Annotated in this window: 14 protein-coding genes; 7 read left to right on the top strand and 7 right to left on the bottom strand. The window is 42.1% G+C overall.

The annotated features are described in order from the left end of the window. Positions 1 to 90 precede the first annotated feature (90 nt). The 3 genes from EXN75_RS13495 to EXN75_RS13485 are packed head-to-tail and all read left to right on the top strand — an operon-like array spanning position 91 to position 4,018. Positions 91 to 642, top strand: a complete 552-nt coding sequence (locus EXN75_RS13495) for a sigma-70 family RNA polymerase sigma factor (protein WP_134844199.1) — start codon at positions 91 to 93, stop codon at positions 640 to 642. 10 nt (positions 643 to 652) lie between these two features. Then, on the top strand, positions 653 to 1,426 hold the full coding sequence (locus EXN75_RS13490; RefSeq protein ID WP_134844198.1) for a DUF4974 domain-containing protein: 774 nt from the start codon (positions 653 to 655) through the stop codon (positions 1,424 to 1,426). Between the two features lie 21 nt (positions 1,427 to 1,447). Next, the gene (locus tag EXN75_RS13485) at positions 1,448 to 4,018 is read left to right on the top strand and encodes a TonB-dependent receptor (protein WP_134844197.1); all 2,571 of its coding nucleotides are present in this window, start codon (positions 1,448 to 1,450) and stop codon (positions 4,016 to 4,018) included. An 82-nt stretch (positions 4,019 to 4,100) separates the two neighbouring features. Here the strand turns inward: EXN75_RS13485 and EXN75_RS13480 are convergent, their stop codons facing one another. After that, on the bottom strand, positions 4,101 to 4,973 hold the full coding sequence (locus EXN75_RS13480) for a tetratricopeptide repeat protein (RefSeq protein WP_134844196.1): 873 nt from the start codon (positions 4,971 to 4,973) through the stop codon (positions 4,101 to 4,103). A gap of 585 nt (positions 4,974 to 5,558) precedes the next feature. Here EXN75_RS13480 and EXN75_RS13475 point away from each other — a divergent pair. Then, complete coding sequence (locus EXN75_RS13475) at positions 5,559 to 6,842, top strand: ATP-binding protein (RefSeq protein ID WP_134844195.1); 1,284 nt, start codon at positions 5,559 to 5,561, stop codon at positions 6,840 to 6,842. Between the two features lie 27 nt (positions 6,843 to 6,869). Here the strand turns inward: EXN75_RS13475 and EXN75_RS13470 are convergent, their stop codons facing one another. Both EXN75_RS13470 and EXN75_RS13465 read right to left on the bottom strand, forming a co-directional pair. Continuing rightward, positions 6,870 to 8,429, bottom strand: coding sequence for an ATP-binding protein (locus tag EXN75_RS13470; RefSeq protein ID WP_134844194.1), 1,560 nt, complete (start codon positions 8,427 to 8,429; stop codon positions 6,870 to 6,872). A 258-nt stretch (positions 8,430 to 8,687) separates the two neighbouring features. Next, positions 8,688 to 9,626, bottom strand: coding sequence for a helix-turn-helix transcriptional regulator (locus EXN75_RS13465; protein WP_118117584.1), 939 nt, complete (start codon positions 9,624 to 9,626; stop codon positions 8,688 to 8,690). A gap of 149 nt (positions 9,627 to 9,775) precedes the next feature. On the opposite strand from EXN75_RS13465, the gene EXN75_RS13460 reads away from it, so the two are divergent. Both EXN75_RS13460 and EXN75_RS13455 read left to right on the top strand, forming a co-directional pair. Continuing rightward, positions 9,776 to 11,611 (top strand): DUF262 domain-containing protein, encoded by a 1,836-nt coding sequence (locus EXN75_RS13460; RefSeq protein ID WP_246031405.1) that lies wholly within the window; start codon positions 9,776 to 9,778, stop codon positions 11,609 to 11,611. A 9-nt stretch (positions 11,612 to 11,620) separates the two neighbouring features. Then, positions 11,621 to 13,669, top strand: a complete 2,049-nt coding sequence (locus tag EXN75_RS13455) for a DUF262 domain-containing protein (protein ID WP_134844193.1) — start codon at positions 11,621 to 11,623, stop codon at positions 13,667 to 13,669. A gap of 175 nt (positions 13,670 to 13,844) precedes the next feature. On the opposite strand, the gene EXN75_RS13450 is transcribed toward EXN75_RS13455, so the two are convergent. From EXN75_RS13450 to EXN75_RS13440, 4 genes are all read right to left on the bottom strand, one after another. Continuing rightward, the gene (locus tag EXN75_RS13450; protein ID WP_134844192.1) at positions 13,845 to 14,222 is read right to left on the bottom strand and encodes an HIRAN domain-containing protein; all 378 of its coding nucleotides are present in this window, start codon (positions 14,220 to 14,222) and stop codon (positions 13,845 to 13,847) included. Positions 14,223 to 14,490: 268 nt separating this feature from the next. Continuing rightward, a complete protein-coding gene (locus EXN75_RS17815) occupies positions 14,491 to 14,673 on the bottom strand; it encodes a hypothetical protein (RefSeq protein WP_167639523.1) in 183 nt (60 codons plus the stop codon). 2 nt (positions 14,674 to 14,675) lie between these two features. After that, the gene (locus EXN75_RS13445; protein ID WP_134844191.1) at positions 14,676 to 15,857 is read right to left on the bottom strand and encodes an MFS transporter; all 1,182 of its coding nucleotides are present in this window, start codon (positions 15,855 to 15,857) and stop codon (positions 14,676 to 14,678) included. A gap of 13 nt (positions 15,858 to 15,870) precedes the next feature. After that, positions 15,871 to 16,197, bottom strand: a complete 327-nt coding sequence (locus tag EXN75_RS13440; protein WP_134844190.1) for a DMT family transporter — start codon at positions 16,195 to 16,197, stop codon at positions 15,871 to 15,873. Between the two features lie 161 nt (positions 16,198 to 16,358). On the opposite strand from EXN75_RS13440, the gene EXN75_RS13435 reads away from it, so the two are divergent. Continuing rightward, positions 16,359 to 16,922 carry a Crp/Fnr family transcriptional regulator gene (locus tag EXN75_RS13435; RefSeq protein ID WP_118117593.1) on the top strand — a complete coding sequence of 188 codons (564 nt, stop codon included), beginning with the start codon at positions 16,359 to 16,361 and terminating at the stop codon, positions 16,920 to 16,922. Positions 16,923 to 17,275 lie beyond the last annotated feature (353 nt).

The raw sequence follows: 17,275 nt of genomic DNA, 5'->3' as shown, positions 1-17,275 counted from the left end.
GACGTTTTAAAAATTTGCATTAAAAAATATTCTGCTAAGGGTTAGGAAAATTAAAATTCGATTGTAATATAGGCAAAAGAAAATAAAGTAATGCAAATAAACAAAGAAACGATAGAACAGCTCTTCCGGCAGCATTATCTGAGGATGTACCAATTGGCCAGGGTACTTCTGAAGGATGATGCAGCCAGCAAGGATGTGGTGAGCGAAGTCTTTGCCGATGTGCTCGACGGAAAGACTCAACTGGGTCTTGATAACGAGACTATAACCAGCGATTCGCCCCTGCCTTCCACTAACGCCGGGAGCTACCTTCTGGTGTGTGTGCGCCATAAATGCCTCAACCTGTTGAGCCGACAGAAGATGAAAGACCGGGTTCATCATCTCCTGAAAGCCGATACTTCGCCTTCGATACTTCCCCTGGAAGCAGCGATTGCCGAAATAGACAGGGAAACCGACAAATACGAAGCAATTCTGGCTTATATGGATACTGAACTCACGCCACAAACCCGCAAGGTACTCGATCTCCGTTTTCGGCAGAAACTGAAATATCGGGAGATTGCTACGGAATTGGGCATCAGCGAAGTGGCAGTTTATAAGCATCTGGCGCAAGGCATCAGAAAATTAAAGCAAAAGTTTAACCCTTAGCAGATTTATTATGGACAAGTTTGAAAAAATACTGGATATCATCGACCATCAGGAGAAGTATTCTGATGAGGAGATTCGTGAAATATTGCAGGATGAGGAATGCCGAAAACTCTATCAGACGATGGTGGAAGTGGATTCTGCCCTCCTTCAGCAGAATTTAAACACTCAGGCTTCTATTTCTCATTTGTCTGATGATGCTCTTTCTTCTAACTCTTCTCTGGGTAACTCTTCTCCTAATATAGATGAGGAATGGGAGAAATTCAGCCAGGAGCATCAACTTCAGGAAGAAGCAACTCATCCTATTGTTCAAGAAGAATCCCATCCTATTGCTCAGGAAGCAGGCGCATCCCATCCTATAACTTCCTGGCGTAAACTGGCAGCATCCATCGCCGGCTTTGTCTTAATTTCGGGTATTGCCTTTGCCGCAATCCATACTTACATCAAGCGCAGCCAGGAACCACCCCAGGTAACCGCAGATACTCATCCGGAAGTCATAAAATCAGATTCCGCAAAGCAGGTAGCAGCAAAGGATTCCCTGACTCATCCGAAACCAGAAAAGCCAGCCATTCACAAGACTTTCGAGAATGTGGCTTTTGAGCAAATGATTTCAGAGATTGCTTCTTATTATGATTTACAAGTGAAGTTTGAGAATAACGAGGACAAGACCCTCCGCCTCTATTACGAATGGAACAGTCATTCGAGCATCGAGAACATCGTAAAAGAACTGAACCAATTCGAGAACGTAAACATCGAATTGCAGCAAAACGAGCTGATTGTAAAATAACAAATAAAAAGCAACATCATTATGAGAAGATTTTCAGCCATCATATTCCTGCTGTGCACGTTCGCCCTGGCGATGAGCGCACAGCACATCCAGCGCAACTATCACGACCGCAGCATGTCGGACGTCCTCATCGACCTCGACAAGGCTTCCAAGCGCTACAAAATCAGTTTCATCTACAACGAACTGGAAGACTTCACAGTTACCCAGAACGTGAAGACAGCCAATATTCCCGATGCTATCCGCAAGGTAATCGGTTTCTATCCGATGCAGATGACCGTGGGCGACAGCCTCATCACGGTAGAATGCATACGCAAGAGCGAGCGCAAGCTGATAGGCAGACTGATAGACAATCACAATCTTCCTGTAGAATTCGCCAATATCCAGCTGCTCAACCCGAAGGATTCCTCCTTCCTCTGTGGAGGCGTGAGCAACGCCAATGGCGATTTCGTCATCCCCTGCCAGCAGGAGCAGGCTCTCATGAAGGTTTCCTTCGTGGGCTATAAGACGATTTGTAAGCTGGTATCTATTGCCCGCATCGGAAGTGTGAAGATGCAGGCGAAATCATTCCTGTTGAAAGGTGTGACCGTAGAAGCCGCAAGGGTTGTGGAAAAAGTAGATAGACAAATCATTTTCCCTACAAAAGAGCAGGTGAAAACGGCTTCCAATGGTTATGATCTGTTGGACAACATGTCTTTGCCTACCATTGTCGTTAATCGAGCAGAACGCAAAGTACTGTCATTAAAGGGCGGAGTGGTGCAAATGCGCATCAACGATGTCAAGGCGAGCATGCAGGATGTATTGGCTTTGCAGCCGGATGAAGTTACAAAGGTGGAATTCATCAATGTTCCAGGACTCAAATATGGAGACAGCAATCTGGATGCAGTCATCAACTACCAGGTCCGCCGACGTTATGCCGGTTATGTGGGTGGAGTTTCTACGATGCAAGGAACCAAGGCGGGTTTCAATAATAGCGATGGTTATTTCAAATACAATGTGAAGAAATCGGAATTCAGCATCAACTACAGTTTCTCCTATCGCTCGGTAGAGGAACGAAGCTATGAAAGTCTCGGTACTTATCATCTGCCTACCGGAGAAACTCTACATCGCAATTATTTTGGTTATGATTCTCCGTTTCTATACACCACCAATAATGTACAGTTGGGCTATAATCTTAGTGAGCCAGACAAATATACATTGAATGTACGGTTGAATTTCTACAATCATAATAGTCCGGTGAGAGGTATGAACCAGCTTTATCAGGAAAGCGGCAAGGCGGACCAGTATCTGCTGAACAACAGAAAAATGCTGGAGCAGATTCCATCCCTGGATATTTATTATTCGCTCAACATGCCCCATGACCAGAACCTGGCTCTGAACCTGGTGGGTACTTACATCGGCACAGATTACCAGTATCGTATGAGGGAATATACGTTCAACAAATCGCCGGAGGAATCTGTAAAGAACGCTCCGCTGACCGATTACAGTTATGATGCAACTGGTAGAAAGCGCTCTCTTATTAGTGAAGGAACATACAGCAAAAACTGGAAAAAGATAGCTTTATCGGTGGGTGGACAATATAATATCAGCCATACAGATAACATCTATGTGGGAAGCAGTAATGCTGATACGGAATTGAAGTACAGCAATCTCTATCTTTTCACCCAGCTACAGGGACAGCAGAAGTGGTTCAGTTATCAGGTGGGAGTTGGTGCAACCAGGTCTTCCATCCATCAGGGGGAGAACGGATACAGCAAATGGCTGTTTCGACCACAGGTAACTTTACAGGCAAAGGTTAGCGACCGTCTGAGTTTTAAATGGAGCAGCAAAATCACGTCAGACATCCCAAGCCTTTCCGATTTGAGCGAGTTGCGCCAATATTCCAACAGCTTTGAGGCGCGTGACGGCAATAGCGGTCTGAAGCCATTTACCGGCTACAACAATACCTTGTCGGCTTCCTGGAACATTCCGCTGATGTCTGTGTACCTGGAGGGAAACTGGACGTATTACGACAAGCCTATAGCTACTTCTATCTTGCCCGAAAAGCGGGAGGATGGCTCTTATCTCTTTGTGAGCAAACCGGAGAATCAGAAGAGTCATGATTACAAGCACCTGCTGTTGACTCCTGAAGTTCACCTCATCAAGGATCATCTGGATTTGAACCTTATGTGCGAGTATCAGAATGTCAAGACAAAGGGTTTGGATTATTCCCACGAGTTCAATTACTTCAGTTATGGAGCAGAAATTCGGTACATGAAGGGCAATTGGAACATTGGCTATGGTGCCTATAAGGTGGAAAAGAGTTTTTGGGGAGAAAAGACAAACGGCGGAGAGCCAACCTCCAATTTTGCCGTAACCTACAGTTATAAGAACTGGCAGTTTGGCGTTCTCGGATTATTCGTATTCTATCCTCATGGCTGCGTGTATAAGGATGAACTTTTCAACAAGTATGTGCAGCAGAAGAACAAGGTACGCCTTGCTGACCAGGGCAACATGCTTGTCTTTACTGCCAGCTTCAACTTCTGCCATGGCCGCAGATACCATACAGGCAGCCGTAAGCTGAACAATAGCGATAGAGATAATGGTATCAGATAGAACGACGACTTGTAGTTATAAAAAATAATCTTTCTAACTGGGAAAATATTTTTTTCCAGTTAGAAAGATGAAATTCTATTATTCAGTATTCGTTATGGAAAACCTTGTAGGGGTCCATCTGCTGCATTTTCTCCTTGATTTTCTGCTCTATTCCCTCTGATGGTTCCGGAATTTCGGCACCCATTTCCTTGGCAGCAGCCTCATCCTCGGCAGCACCGGCACTATCACCCAGACTTCTGCGAACCTCGCTGCGCTCGCGATACGCATCAATAGAGAAAGGATTTATCTCCATCACCTTACCATAGGTCTGTTCAGCCTCCTCCATCTTTCCCTGCGCCTTCTCTACACGAGCCTTCAACAACAGCACATCCTCGTTGCCCGGAATATGCTCATAGAGGAAAGTTGCATCGAGTTCTGCCTCGGAAAGCTGAGCCTGATCCAACAGGATGCTGCCACGAAGCAATCGGGCGGCATAGAAATCCTCACGCTTGCCTATCGCCTCAGTCAGCATCGACACGGCACGGATGGGTTCGCCCAATCCCCGGCAAGCCTTGGCAGAATAGAGATAGGTCTGCAGATTCGATGTGTCCAGGTGAAGAGCCTTATCGCATACCTCCAACATGGCAGTATAGTTCTCCATCATATACGCCACATCCGCCATACGCAGCAACACCGCCACGTTGTCGGTCTGGGCTTCCGAGAGAATCTGCAACTGCTCATAGGCTTTCTGCAGATCACCCATAGAGATGTAAGCCTGCGAGAGATAGTCGCGGCATTCCAAATCTTCGGCATTCAACTGCAGAGCGTGTTCCAAAGACTTGGCTGCAAGGTCAAATTGATGCATGCGGAGAGCACGAACACCATCATATTTCACCATGTCGAAGTCTTTTTCCTTCTCCTGTTTCACTTCTTCAGTAGTCTTTTGGCCACCAAATAGCTTTTTAAATATGTTCATAATCCAACTATTTTTTTAGGTTTTGAATTGTTTGTTGTTGAAATCGTATCAAACGACAGGGCAAAAATATGAATAAAATCCCGAAAAACGTCCCTTTTTTGGAAGAAATATTTTCTTTTTTCTGATTTCGGAAAGTAGAGAACTTATTTAACTATTTGATTATTAACCTTTTAGACAGAAGCAAGCTAACAAAATCTTCCAAATTCCAAATCTTCCAATTAATTTTTCAGCATGTCCATCCTACTCTCCTTTTTATATATATTTATATATATAATTAATTAATAATCAATATGTTACACAATATAAAAAAGTAAAGCAGACGGACAAGCGAAAGATGCATACCCTCTTAAAATTAATTGGAAGAACTGGAATCTGGAAGATTTAGCAGGGTAACTGAAACGCAGTCCCAGGGAAATCCCCTCTTCTCTAGAAGGCAAGCCCAATCCATTTGCTTTTCACCTTAGGAACAGAAAATCATAGGAAAAACATTAATTTTCCTTAAACAAACCGCTTTCTGGGATTATTTCGAAGTATAGTTAGAAATATTTTCGTGTTTTTGCAAAGTATACTTTAAAATATTTCTGTATGGACAAGCAAATTATCAAAAATATCATCATCGAGAAGCAAATAGCCATCCCGAACTACAAACTGGTTCACCGAGATTTCCTTTTCGGCGACAAGTCGAATTATATTCTCGTAGGTATCAGACGAGCAGGAAAATCCTACTTACTGTATCAGGATATTCAGACCAGACTCAACAAAGGAGAACAGTCGGCCCAAGATATTCTCTACATCAACTTTGAGGATGAGCGCTTGTCATCCCTCAAGGCTGAAGAACTGGGCACTATCCTGGATTCCTACATGGAACTATATCCAGGCAAACAGCCCTTCGTCTATCTTGATGAGATTCAGAATATAGAAGGTTGGGAGAAATTTGCCCGCCGCTTGGCTGACTCCCAATATCGCGTGATGATTACAGGCAGCAACGCCAAGATGCTGGGCAAGGAAATGTATTCTACACTTGGAGGAAGATACATTCCGAAGGAAATCTTTCCTTTTTCCTTTGCAGAATGCCTAACCTATCATCAAGTGAAACCAGGTGAAAACTGGGAATACAACCAGCAGATAAAATCAATAATATCCAACTATTTTGATTCCTACTTTTACGAAGGGGGAATAGCTGAATCGTTTGAGCAGCCCGACAAGCGAGAATATCTCAATGTCCTGTATCAGAAAATTCAGATTGGCGACATCGTGGAGAGAAACAGCATTCGCAATTCAAGAATATTCCACTTTCTGGCTAAAAAACTTGCCGATAGCGTGATGCAGCCTTCATCCCTGACCAGATTGCAACACATGGTGAAATCTACCGGAGCCACCATCAGTTTGCCAGCCCTGAAGGATTATCTGGAATACATGCAAGATGCGTATCTCTTCTTCCCGATTCCGAATCTGGTTTCACCTATGACAGAACAAGCAACACTTCAAAAAAGATACGTTGCCGATAATGGAATACTCAATCTCTTTTTGTTTCAGGGAGAAACGAAGCTGTTGGAGAATATGGTGGCGATAGAACTGAACAGAAGATTCAGAAACACGACAGAAGAAACCTTCCTCTATTATTTCAACAAGAACGTAGAGATAGATTTCTGCGTTCCTTCTGCCCAGCTGGCCATCCAGGTATCTTACAATCTGAATGATGAGGCAACCTACGAGCGAGAAGTAGGAGGACTGATTAAATTTCTGAAAGCCTTTCCAGGCTATCACGGCTACATCATCACCCGTGATTACCAGACCCAAATAATGGCAGATGGCTATACGATAGAGGTAGTACCTATCTGGAAATGGCTACTGCAAGACAACAACTAGAGCTTTAGAACAAGAAAAAGGCATTTCTCACTCCACGACCCAATCCGTGATGTTATGCGTAGCACTATCAAAATTAATCCCGACCTTGGTTATAGGAAGGCCCGACAAGGCAAAACGCTGGCGATAGTTCTTGAGATTGATCTGCTGCATCGCCACCTGGGCATTCTGATTAAGTTTCAACTCTATCAGGTAAAGACGAGATTTCGTCATAACCACGATATCAACCCTGCCATTCGGAGTATGTACTTCTACATCTACCATCCAAGCCGTAAGAAGCGAGAAGATGACATAGAACATCTGCTGATAATGCCCCTCATAGTCCGTATGGGCACAATATGGAACCGTGCCCAGGAAAGTCTGCAAATACTGCAAGGCTAGTCCCAGGTCTTCCTTATCGAAGGCACGAGCCATATTGCGGGTCGTATTATTGGCATTCTGCGTGTTAGGCGTTACATAGTAAGGAATCAGCGCCTTGGTCAGCCCCAGCCGCACTTCTCTGTTCGGAATACCCAAAGTATAGGAATCGTAAGCCTCTTCATAATCCTTGATTGTAATATAGCCACTCTGATAGAGCAGAGGCGTAAGAGTTGTCATCGTTTCTGTAGGCGCATCAAAGTCTGAAACGCCCGCTTCCATGGATTCGGCGAAATCGCTGAAGTTGACACCAAACTTCTTCATCATATTGATGAGATAGGTAGGAGTTCCCGTAGAAAACCAGAATGGCTCAACCCGCTTTAGCGAAAGACTGCTGAGCAAACTGAACGGATTGAAAATATCAGGCGATTCTGATGCAAAATGATAGCCGTCATAATAATCTTTGAGTCGGCTCAGCGTCTCATCCATCGTCCAGTTCTTTGCCTCGGCCAATTCCTGTATCCCCTCTTTTAACCGGGTAAGCATCTCCTCCTTGGTAATACCACAAATGCCCGCATACTCGGGGAGCATGCTGATATTGGTGATGTTGTTCAACTCGCTGAAGATGCTGAGCTGCGAAAACTTGGTAATGCCTGTGAGGAATACAAAATGCAGCATGGAGTCAGAATCTTTCAAGGGACTGAAAAAATTGCGAAGAATCTGCCGGAGAGCCACCAGCTGGTTTTCCTCGTGCACCACATCCAGGAGGGGCGCATCGTATTCGTCGATGAGAATGACCACCTGCTTGCCGGTTTGCTTATAAACTTTGCTGATGAGATTGAGCAATCTTACATTTGGGTCGGGCGCATCCGTCATGATTCCCCATTTCTCTTCATGCTGTTTCAGAATAAAGAGAAGATAGCGTACCAGCGCATCCTCCTGCATGTGCTTGCCACCCGACAGATCAAAATGCAAGACAGGATATTCCCCCCAATCCTGTTCCAGCCTTTCCATCTCCAATCCCTTGAAAAGTTCCTTCTTTCCTTCGAAGTAGCTTTGCAAGGTAGAGACAAGAAGCGACTTTCCGAATCGACGAGGGCGACTCAGAAAAAGATATTTCTTGCCAGAATGGGTCATCTGATGGATGTAACCGGTCTTGTCAACATAGAGATAATTCTTGGTGATAATCTCCGAGAATGTCTGAATGCCTACAGGATAGAATTTTGCTGCCATAATCTGCACCGTTTTGATTTTTGCACAAAGTTAAGCAAAAATTCTGAGAACAACAAGCAAATCGGAGTTAAAAATACAAGATTGGGATAAAGAAAGAATAAGTTTTCCTTTTGAAAAGGAAACTTATCTGTTTTTTATCTAAAATCTCTTTTCTACTTTAATATATTGTACTACCTTTGTACTATCTAACCAAATCCGATAAATAATTTGCGTTAAAATGCTCAAATCCGAGAAATATGTATGAAACTTGAACTGTTGCTATTCTATTTTTTCATACATTCTCATTGCATCTCGATGCAAGTCGTGTATCTGTTCAGCCAACCATTCTGGTGAGAGGATTCTCAATTGGCTTCCCCGGCTCATTAAATATCCAAAGAAATCTACGGTAGGGCGCATAGTAATTTCAAAATCCATATAGTTGTCGCCTTTTGCGATAGTTTTTTGAGTTGAATGGAGAGGTAAATCTTTTACTCGATACTGTTCGTAATCGTAAGCTCTAAACCTAATTCGTTCAACAGCAGTTCCGTCGCCAATCAGCACTCCGTAATATTCCTTGAAGTAATCTTGAGCGTTGAAGTCTTGAGCTATCTCAAATTTGGTATCTGTTGATTCTATGCTTTTGATTCTGTCAAGTGAGAAAAGGGCATAGTAATCTTTTACTTCTTGGTTTTCTGCTTCTGTATAATGGAAGTGCCCCAATACATACCAACGTTGCTTATGCAATTTTATGCAATATGGCTCGATAGTATAGCTTTTGGCATCTGTATTGCCATACCTCTTGTAAAGAATGGTTATCTTGATGTTTCGTTTCATGGCATCAAGGATTAGTTTGAGGTTTTCGCCTTCATAGGGTACAGTTTCAAGCACGATCCTATCTTGAAGCGATACACATTCGCTAATAATATTATTGGATGCAAGTGTGGCTAACATCCAGTTTTGTATGGAGTCAGACTCTAATGCTTCAGGATTTCCAATAGAATATTTATATCCGTTTTTTCTGTTGCACTCGATATATATGCCAAAAATGTCTTCTATGGCATCTTTGTGTCGATTGAAGGTTGAACGAGCCAATTCTATTCCTTCGCTCATGTCCGTTTCAAGCCATTTCTTTTGAATATCTGCAAAAGAAATAGATTGGGCTTTGTTGATGGTGTTTACCAACCAAATGTATTCTTTGAATTTCGCTTGAGTTCTCATGTTATATACGATTTTATCTACATTAAGTAACGAGATTTTTGCGTTTTTATTGATTTATGATACATTTTTCTTTTAAAAAAGAACTTGTCCTATGATTTGATACAAGTTTTTCTTATCTTTGTGCCGACATAACAATAATTTCATAAAATATGAACTATGATGAAGTAAAATTACGCAGTTTGATAGGCAAATGTCAATGGACTTTTGCCAAGACTATGCCTACGTGTCCTCATGAGTACATTGTGAGGAATAAATGCGCCTTGTCTGATGAGGAATTTGTCTTTTTTGTGCAGTCACAAAGAGAATTTGGTGTTCCACAACAATGGTGGAAATATAATTTTCCTTATCTGCATATTGATGGGTATAAGTATTGGACGATGGGAGATACCATAGAGAATACTACCATTATCAATAGGGCGAAAGACGATAATTCGCAAATACATATAGTTGAGCAACAGTCAGTAGAACAACAATCCCAAAAGGATAAACTTACGTTGTCTATAACTACTATTGGTGATTTGCTTCTTCGTCAAACGATTTCGAATGGTGGGGAACACATTAATGGTGTAAATCTGTCGATTCCGATCTATCAGCGTCCATATAAGTGGACTGCTCGTAATGCAATACAGTTGCTTGATGATATTATCGAAGCGATGAATGACAATAAAGAAAGTTACAGGATTGGTACTCTGATTCTTCATCGAGCATCAAGCCAAGACTCGTATGATATAGTTGATGGATTGCAGAGGATCATTACGTTCTCTTTGTTGTTAAAGGTATTGGGGAAGAACGATATAGCTTTTCTCCAGCAAGAATTATATGATAATGAGTATAATGCCCGTAATATATCCAATAATTATCGAGCATTGGAACGACGCGTCAGCAAACCTGATTTGAAAGAAAGTCAACAAAAGAAAGAAGAGTATTATGTTAAGGAACGAGAGTGTAGAAGACTGGAAGAATTTGTTGAGAAGAGATGTGAACTTATTGTTGTTGTCACATCTGACGTTTCTGAAGCCTTTCAGTTCTTTGATTCTCAGAATGCTCGTGGCAAAGCCTTATATCCACATGATTTGCTGAAAGCTTATCATTTGCGTGAAATGATTGATATAGAAGAGAATGAAGTTGAAAGAATCGTCAAGGGATGGGAACAAATATCTCAAAGTGGTTTGGCAGATTTTTTCGGAAACTATCTGTATCGTATCAAAGAATGGGTAAATGGCAATAGGGCAGAAGTGTTGGATGAACGTAATATCCACATGTTCAAGGGGATTACTCGTTCTGCACGAACTCCTTATGCTCAATTCTATAAGAGTGCTTATTGTTATGCAGATATGGTAAATTCTTCTGCGATGCCATTCGTTTCTGGAACTCGCAATATCAATGCATTTCAATTGGACGCTCCAATTATAGCAGGCAAACCTTTCTTTGAATATACGAAGCATTATTATGCCATACTAAAGGACATTCGAGATAACAGCAAGTACGAGGGGTTCTATATCAACGACAATATTATAGTGAAGACATTGGATCGCTATTTCAAGAATGGAAAAGGCAATGGTATTGCCCGGTTGCTGTTTGATACTTCAGTTCTCCTGTATGTAGATAGGTTTTGCCCGGAGTCATATCCAACCAAAGAAGATATGGAGCTGTTTGAGCAATTTGTCGTTTATGCCTTTGTTTGGGCTTATTCGCTTAGAGCGCAATATACAAATTTAGGATGGCTTTCTGCTCAGAATTTCATTATGGAAACTAATGAGAATTTGAAGAATTCATTTAATATGTACAAGTTGATAGCCAGGCAGGATACTCCCACTACATTACTCAGCGTGTTGGCAGATAAGCTAACCCCTTTGTCTGATAGCGACATAAAGGATGGGAAAAAGAATGGCAGAACAAATGCCGAGAATTTGGATGAGCGTGATGGCGATAGAGTCTATCTGAATTATCTCCATTTCTTTAAAGTAAATCGTTTTTATAAATAGTAGAAGACAATGAAAGATTTGAAAAGTATTTTGAAAGAGTGTTCTATTAAGGAAATCTATTGTGATAATCACGGAGCACCTATTACATACGTAATTCCAATCTACCAACGTAACTATGCGTGGGAACGAGATGAAATCTGTGCTTTGATAAAAGATGTCCATGATTCTATGGATATGGGCAAAACGGTTTATTACATAGGTACTCTTGTCACTTATAAGCGTGATGAGAACAAATATGAGGTGATAGATGGTCAACAACGTTTGACTACGATTTACATCATACTTAGCGCTTTGGGAGTGCATGACATTTATAATCGCTTGACTTATTCGGCACGAAAAGCTTCTGCTTCGACGATAAAGGCATTATCGAGGCGTGGAGAGAATGATGACCTTGGCGAGATGCCTGACCTTGGTATCATGAATGGCTTCGAGTCCGCAAAAGCAGGATTGAAAGAGATTGTTGGTTTGGTTCAAACTGATGTGGATAAATTCAAAGAGTATTTCTTGAATCATGTCCATATCATACATTATCGAGTGCCGAAGGATGTGGATTTGAACCATTATTTTGAGGTGATGAACTCTCGTGGCGAACAGCTGGAGAAGCATGAGATTGTTAAGGCAAAATTGAGTGAACAATTTATCGGGGATAATACCTCAATGGAAAAGTTCAGCCGTATCTGGGAAGCATGTAGTGATATGTGCTTCTACGTTCAGCAAAAAATGTCTGATATGAAAACTGTTTTTGGTGAGAACATGGATAGTTTCGTCTTAGAGTCGTTTGATGCATTTGCCGACATGCCAGCTAATGCAGGTAATTCTTTGGGTAGAAAAACGATTGCTGAGTTGTTGGATACTCCTGTTAGACCTGTGCCCCAGAGTACGACGTTAGATGAAAATGATAGATTTCAACCAATCATAGACTTTCCTAATTTCCTCTTGATTGTGTTGAAGATTACGAGGATGAAGGAACAAGGATTTGATCCTTTGAAATTATCTCTTGATGACAAGGAACTGCTTCATGAGTTTGAGAAGATTAACATCACGGCTGATTTCGTAAAACGGTTTGCTTATAATCTGTTGAAGGCTAAGTATTTCTTGGATAATTATGTGGTTCATCATACGCTCGGTGAGGACCGTATTTCAGAAAATCCGTGGAAGTTGCAGCGTTACTATAAAAATGGAAATGTTGTCTACCTGAAGGATTTGTCGGAAGACAAATCCGTGCAGGCAGAGCTGGTACAGTTGCTATCTATGTTCGAGGTAACTTTTACGGCGAAGCAACGCAAAAACTACCTGTTCTATTGTCTGTACCATTTGTTTGAGAGCGATAATATTAGTGATTATCTCGTCTTTATGAGAGATTTGGCTGATAAGTATTTCTTTGATGTGTATCTGAATGCGGAAAAACTCAATGAAAGAAACCAGCCAAAGCCTAATAGCTTTGATGACACGATGATACGAAATGGACATCTGAATGTAGAACTGGAAAATGTAGAACGAGACTTTAATCGCATCTATCCTAAGGGAGCGCCCAATATACCTCTCTATGTGTTTGATTATACAGACTATAAAATATGGAGAAAGTATGCGGAGGAGCTACGTGGAGAAAAAGCTAAGAAAGGAGATGCAAAACGTATCGGATTCTTCCAAGATTTGGGATGTAGTGATTTTGAATTAGAGGTATTTAATAACTTCTATTTCTCTCGAACTCGTAAGAGCCTTGAACATTATTATCCTCAGGCTAAGGCTGGTAGCGATAAACCTATCAGCTTAGAAGACATCAATTGTTTTGGAAACTTTGCCATGATTGGTTCCGATGCTAATAGCTCCGGTTCTGACTGGAATCCAATTGATAAGAAAAACCGTTATTTGGATTCAAAGTCAAATCAAGTAAGTACAGCATCTCTGAAGTTCAGAATCATGTTGCAAATATGTCAAGACAATTATGATGATGGGATTAAGGATGAGACGGCTAAACGTCCTTTTGGATTGGAATGGAATGTGGATGATATGAATGAGCATCAAGAAAAAGTGCTTAAAATCGTCATGAAAAGATAATAGTATAAGCTGCTGATTATTTTGTAAATAAGAAAAAGGGACAGGAAATCCTCCCGAAGCCTGCATCCGAAGACCGACGTGTGAGCGGCGTATCCTGTCCCTTTGTAGGTAAGCACAGAAAGGTCGGAGCCACGTCGCACCATATAGGTCCCTACGACCTGGCTCGATATTAGGGTTAGCTTTCGACGCAATTCTGTGCTTGTTGGTTTTGCTTGATGCGAATGGTCAAGCGAATTTGGTTCTCGTAATGAGCATCTTCGTTGATTTTGCTGATGCGGCATTCAAAGATAGATGCCCACCCCATTTCCAATAATTGGGCAATCTCTGTATTGGAAGTGCGAGGAAGATAGCCCAGCAGATATTCCTCTTTCTCGTTGTTATCTACCACCTTTGAGTAAACCACAGCGACTGCATTCTTGTCGTATGGGTTCTCTTGGTCTCTTTGTAATTCAAGCAGAGTGCCGACCTTCAACTCTTCCCAAACTTCATTGGCATCATGATATTGGCGACCTGCGAGATGACATTCCTTGAAAAATAACTTTTTTCTCTTCATAACTTTACTATTTTGATTTCTGTGTGCAAAGTTAGCTTGCACTTGTGCCAATTCATGGGACAGCAAGTCTTTTTTTATGTGTTTAGAGGAAATATTTTAAAGTATATGTTGCAAAATACAAAATAATCCTTTTCCTCGAACAGCAGGCGATAAATATAATACTATACTATTTCGGCACATTTGTCGGGCAAGCCTTTGGTGGGATAGAAGCCACAACTTCCTTGAATTTCTCCTTCGTAATCTATCACCCAATATTCTGCATTTGCATTTAAGCATTATCCATCTTCTTGATTGGACGGATGATAAAACCATCTTTTGTCGCCATATTGTTATCGGTTTGTTTCCTATTCCTACAAAGATTCTCTTTGTTTTCAGGCAATGAGTCTGTAGCCATTCCATTTACCATGGTCTGCATTACTATATTCAGGCTGAAAGAATATTTGGCATCCACCCTTATGCCGTTTTAGAGTTGAAGCAATTAACAAGCAAGGAAGCTGCGGTAAAGGCAACTCCTACCCCTACCACACCCGTCCATCCATAATGTTGCCAGAATAGACCAGAAACAAATGTACCGGCAGAACCTCCTAAGAAGTAAATGGTCATATAAACGGTATTGACCCGGTTGATGGCGGATGCGTCAAGAGCGACCACGCTGGTCTGATTTGACAGATGGATGCTTTGCATTCCGGCATCAATCAAGAGGATGGCGATTATCATCCACAAGTAACTGTCATTTCCCCAAAATGCCAACAACCATGCAAGCAAGATGACGCATCCTCCGACAATAGAGAAGAATCTTGCGCCATACTTTTGGATATATCCGCTGATGAAAACCACCGTGGATGCACCTGCCAATCCGCACAAACCGAGTGCTCCGATAATATCGTCGCTTGCAAAGAAAGGCTCTTGCTTCATTCGGAAAGCAAGGCAACTCCACAAGGCAAAGAACGAGCCATAAGCCAATGCCGCCCTCAACGACGCGATACGCAAGTACGGGTATTTGGAAAATAGACGCAACAAGGATTTCCACAGCCCTGCATAATTTTCTCGTGAATGGGCAGGCAACACGGGCAGCATTTTGTGAATCATCAGAAAACACCCGAGCATAAACACGCAAGCCACAAAATAGACAGAACGCCATCCCCATATATCGGCGAGAAAACCACTGAATACCCGTGACCCAAGAATGCCTATGAGCAAACAGGACTGTATAATCCCCACGTTGCGCACCTTGTGGTCCGGAGCTGAATTATACGACACCAACGGAATGAAGAACTGCGGCATGACCGAAGATGCCCCGGCAAGCAAGGATGCGCCCCACACCCAGTAGATGTTCGGGGCGAGTGCTATGGCTAGCAAGGCGCACGAAGAAACGATGTAATTGGTCAATATCAGTCTCTTTCGTGAAACCAGGTCGCCAAGCGGAATGACAAATACAAGCCCTGCCACATAGCCTATCTGGGTCAATGTCGCCACCATGCTGGCGGAAAAATCGCTTACCGCGAAATCCTTAGCCATACTGCCCAACAGAGGCTGGTTATAATAGCAGTTGGCAACGGAAAGCCCGGTAGCGACTGCCATCAGCGCCAGCAGAGGCGCCGAAATGCCTTGGTTCTCCTTCAATTCATACTTCATCTTCTGCCTCCTTTCAATATGACACGATTTTCAATCCTATCAGGGAAGCAATAAGCGTGAACAGAAAGAAAAGACGGATGGGAGAGGTCGGCTCCTTGAAGACGAATATCCCTATCAAGACCGTGCCGACCGCCCCGATACCTGTCCAAATGGCGTATGCCGTTCCCAAAGGTAAAGTCTGAACCGCCTTGGCAAGCAGGGTCATGCTCAATACTGTGGAAGCCAAGAAGCCGCTACCCCACAGATAAAAAGCAAGTCCTGACGCAGCTCTCGCTTTACCCAAGCAGAATGTAAGGCTCACCTCAAACAATCCTGCCAATAATAAGATTATCCAATTCATACTTATGATTTATTAAATTCAGGTGCAAAAGTAAGTAAATAATCTCTAATTGCTTTTTTCATTTGGTAAAAACTGATTTTACATTTGGCAAAAAAACAGCCGTTCATTTCCGTTTTTATGTGCAATTTTATAATTTTGCACACCAAATACAACAATGAGTTATGGATATAAAGGAAATCATCAATCAAAGATATGTTATGCCGGATGCGTCTTTGGATAGATTGCGGCAATGCCTGAGTGAGGTTTCGTACCCCAAAGGATTCCGCGTGTTGGAAAACGGCAAGATAGAAAAGGATATCTTTTTTATCAAGAACGGCATTGTCCGCGCTTACACTTCGGTGGACGGGAAAGAAATCACCTTTTGGGTTGGCAAGGAAGGAGCGACCCTTGTTTCTATGAAAGGATACGTGAACGATGAGCCGGGATATGAGACGATGGAGCTGATGGAAGATTCAGTCTTATACGTATTGAAGAAGAAAAAGCTGAAAGAATTGTTTACGGAAGACTTACATATTGCCAATTGGGGACGGCGTTATGCGGAGATGGAATTGCTTGCCACCGAGGAACGGCTGATTTCCATGTTGTCCGCCATTGCTTCGGAACGGTACAAAGAGTTGTTAGAGAAAGAACCCGATTTGTTGCAACGGTTGCCGTTGGGAAACATTGCTACCTATTTAGGCATAACACAGGCAAGTCTGAGCCGGATCAGGGCACAAATAAAGTGACGTAATTCAGCGGATATTCCATAGTTTTTTATATTACTCAAAGCTCAAAGCCATGAGCAAAATTACAAATGTTCCCTCAGAAATGCGAAACTTGAATTAAAAATACAAGATTGGGATAAAGAAAGAATAAGTTTTCCTTTTTAAAAGGAAATAATTGCCGATTTCTTTCCTTTTTAGAAGGAAAGTTTGTATCTTTGCAACCGAGTGTAGGTATCTACATATTAACCCTTAATTCCGCAACACTATAGTTTAACATTATTTATAAGTGCCTGAGCAACAAAAAGTTGCCCAGGATTTTGCCATGTCAGAATTTTCACTTACCTTAGTGTTGCGAAAAGAAGACAAGCAAAACT

The sequence above is a fragment of the Segatella hominis genome (genome assembly GCF_004535825.1).
In the GTDB taxonomy this organism is placed as follows: Bacteria; Bacteroidota; Bacteroidia; order Bacteroidales; family Bacteroidaceae; genus Prevotella; species Prevotella hominis.
This window is presented reverse-complemented; position numbering and strand designations above follow the sequence as displayed.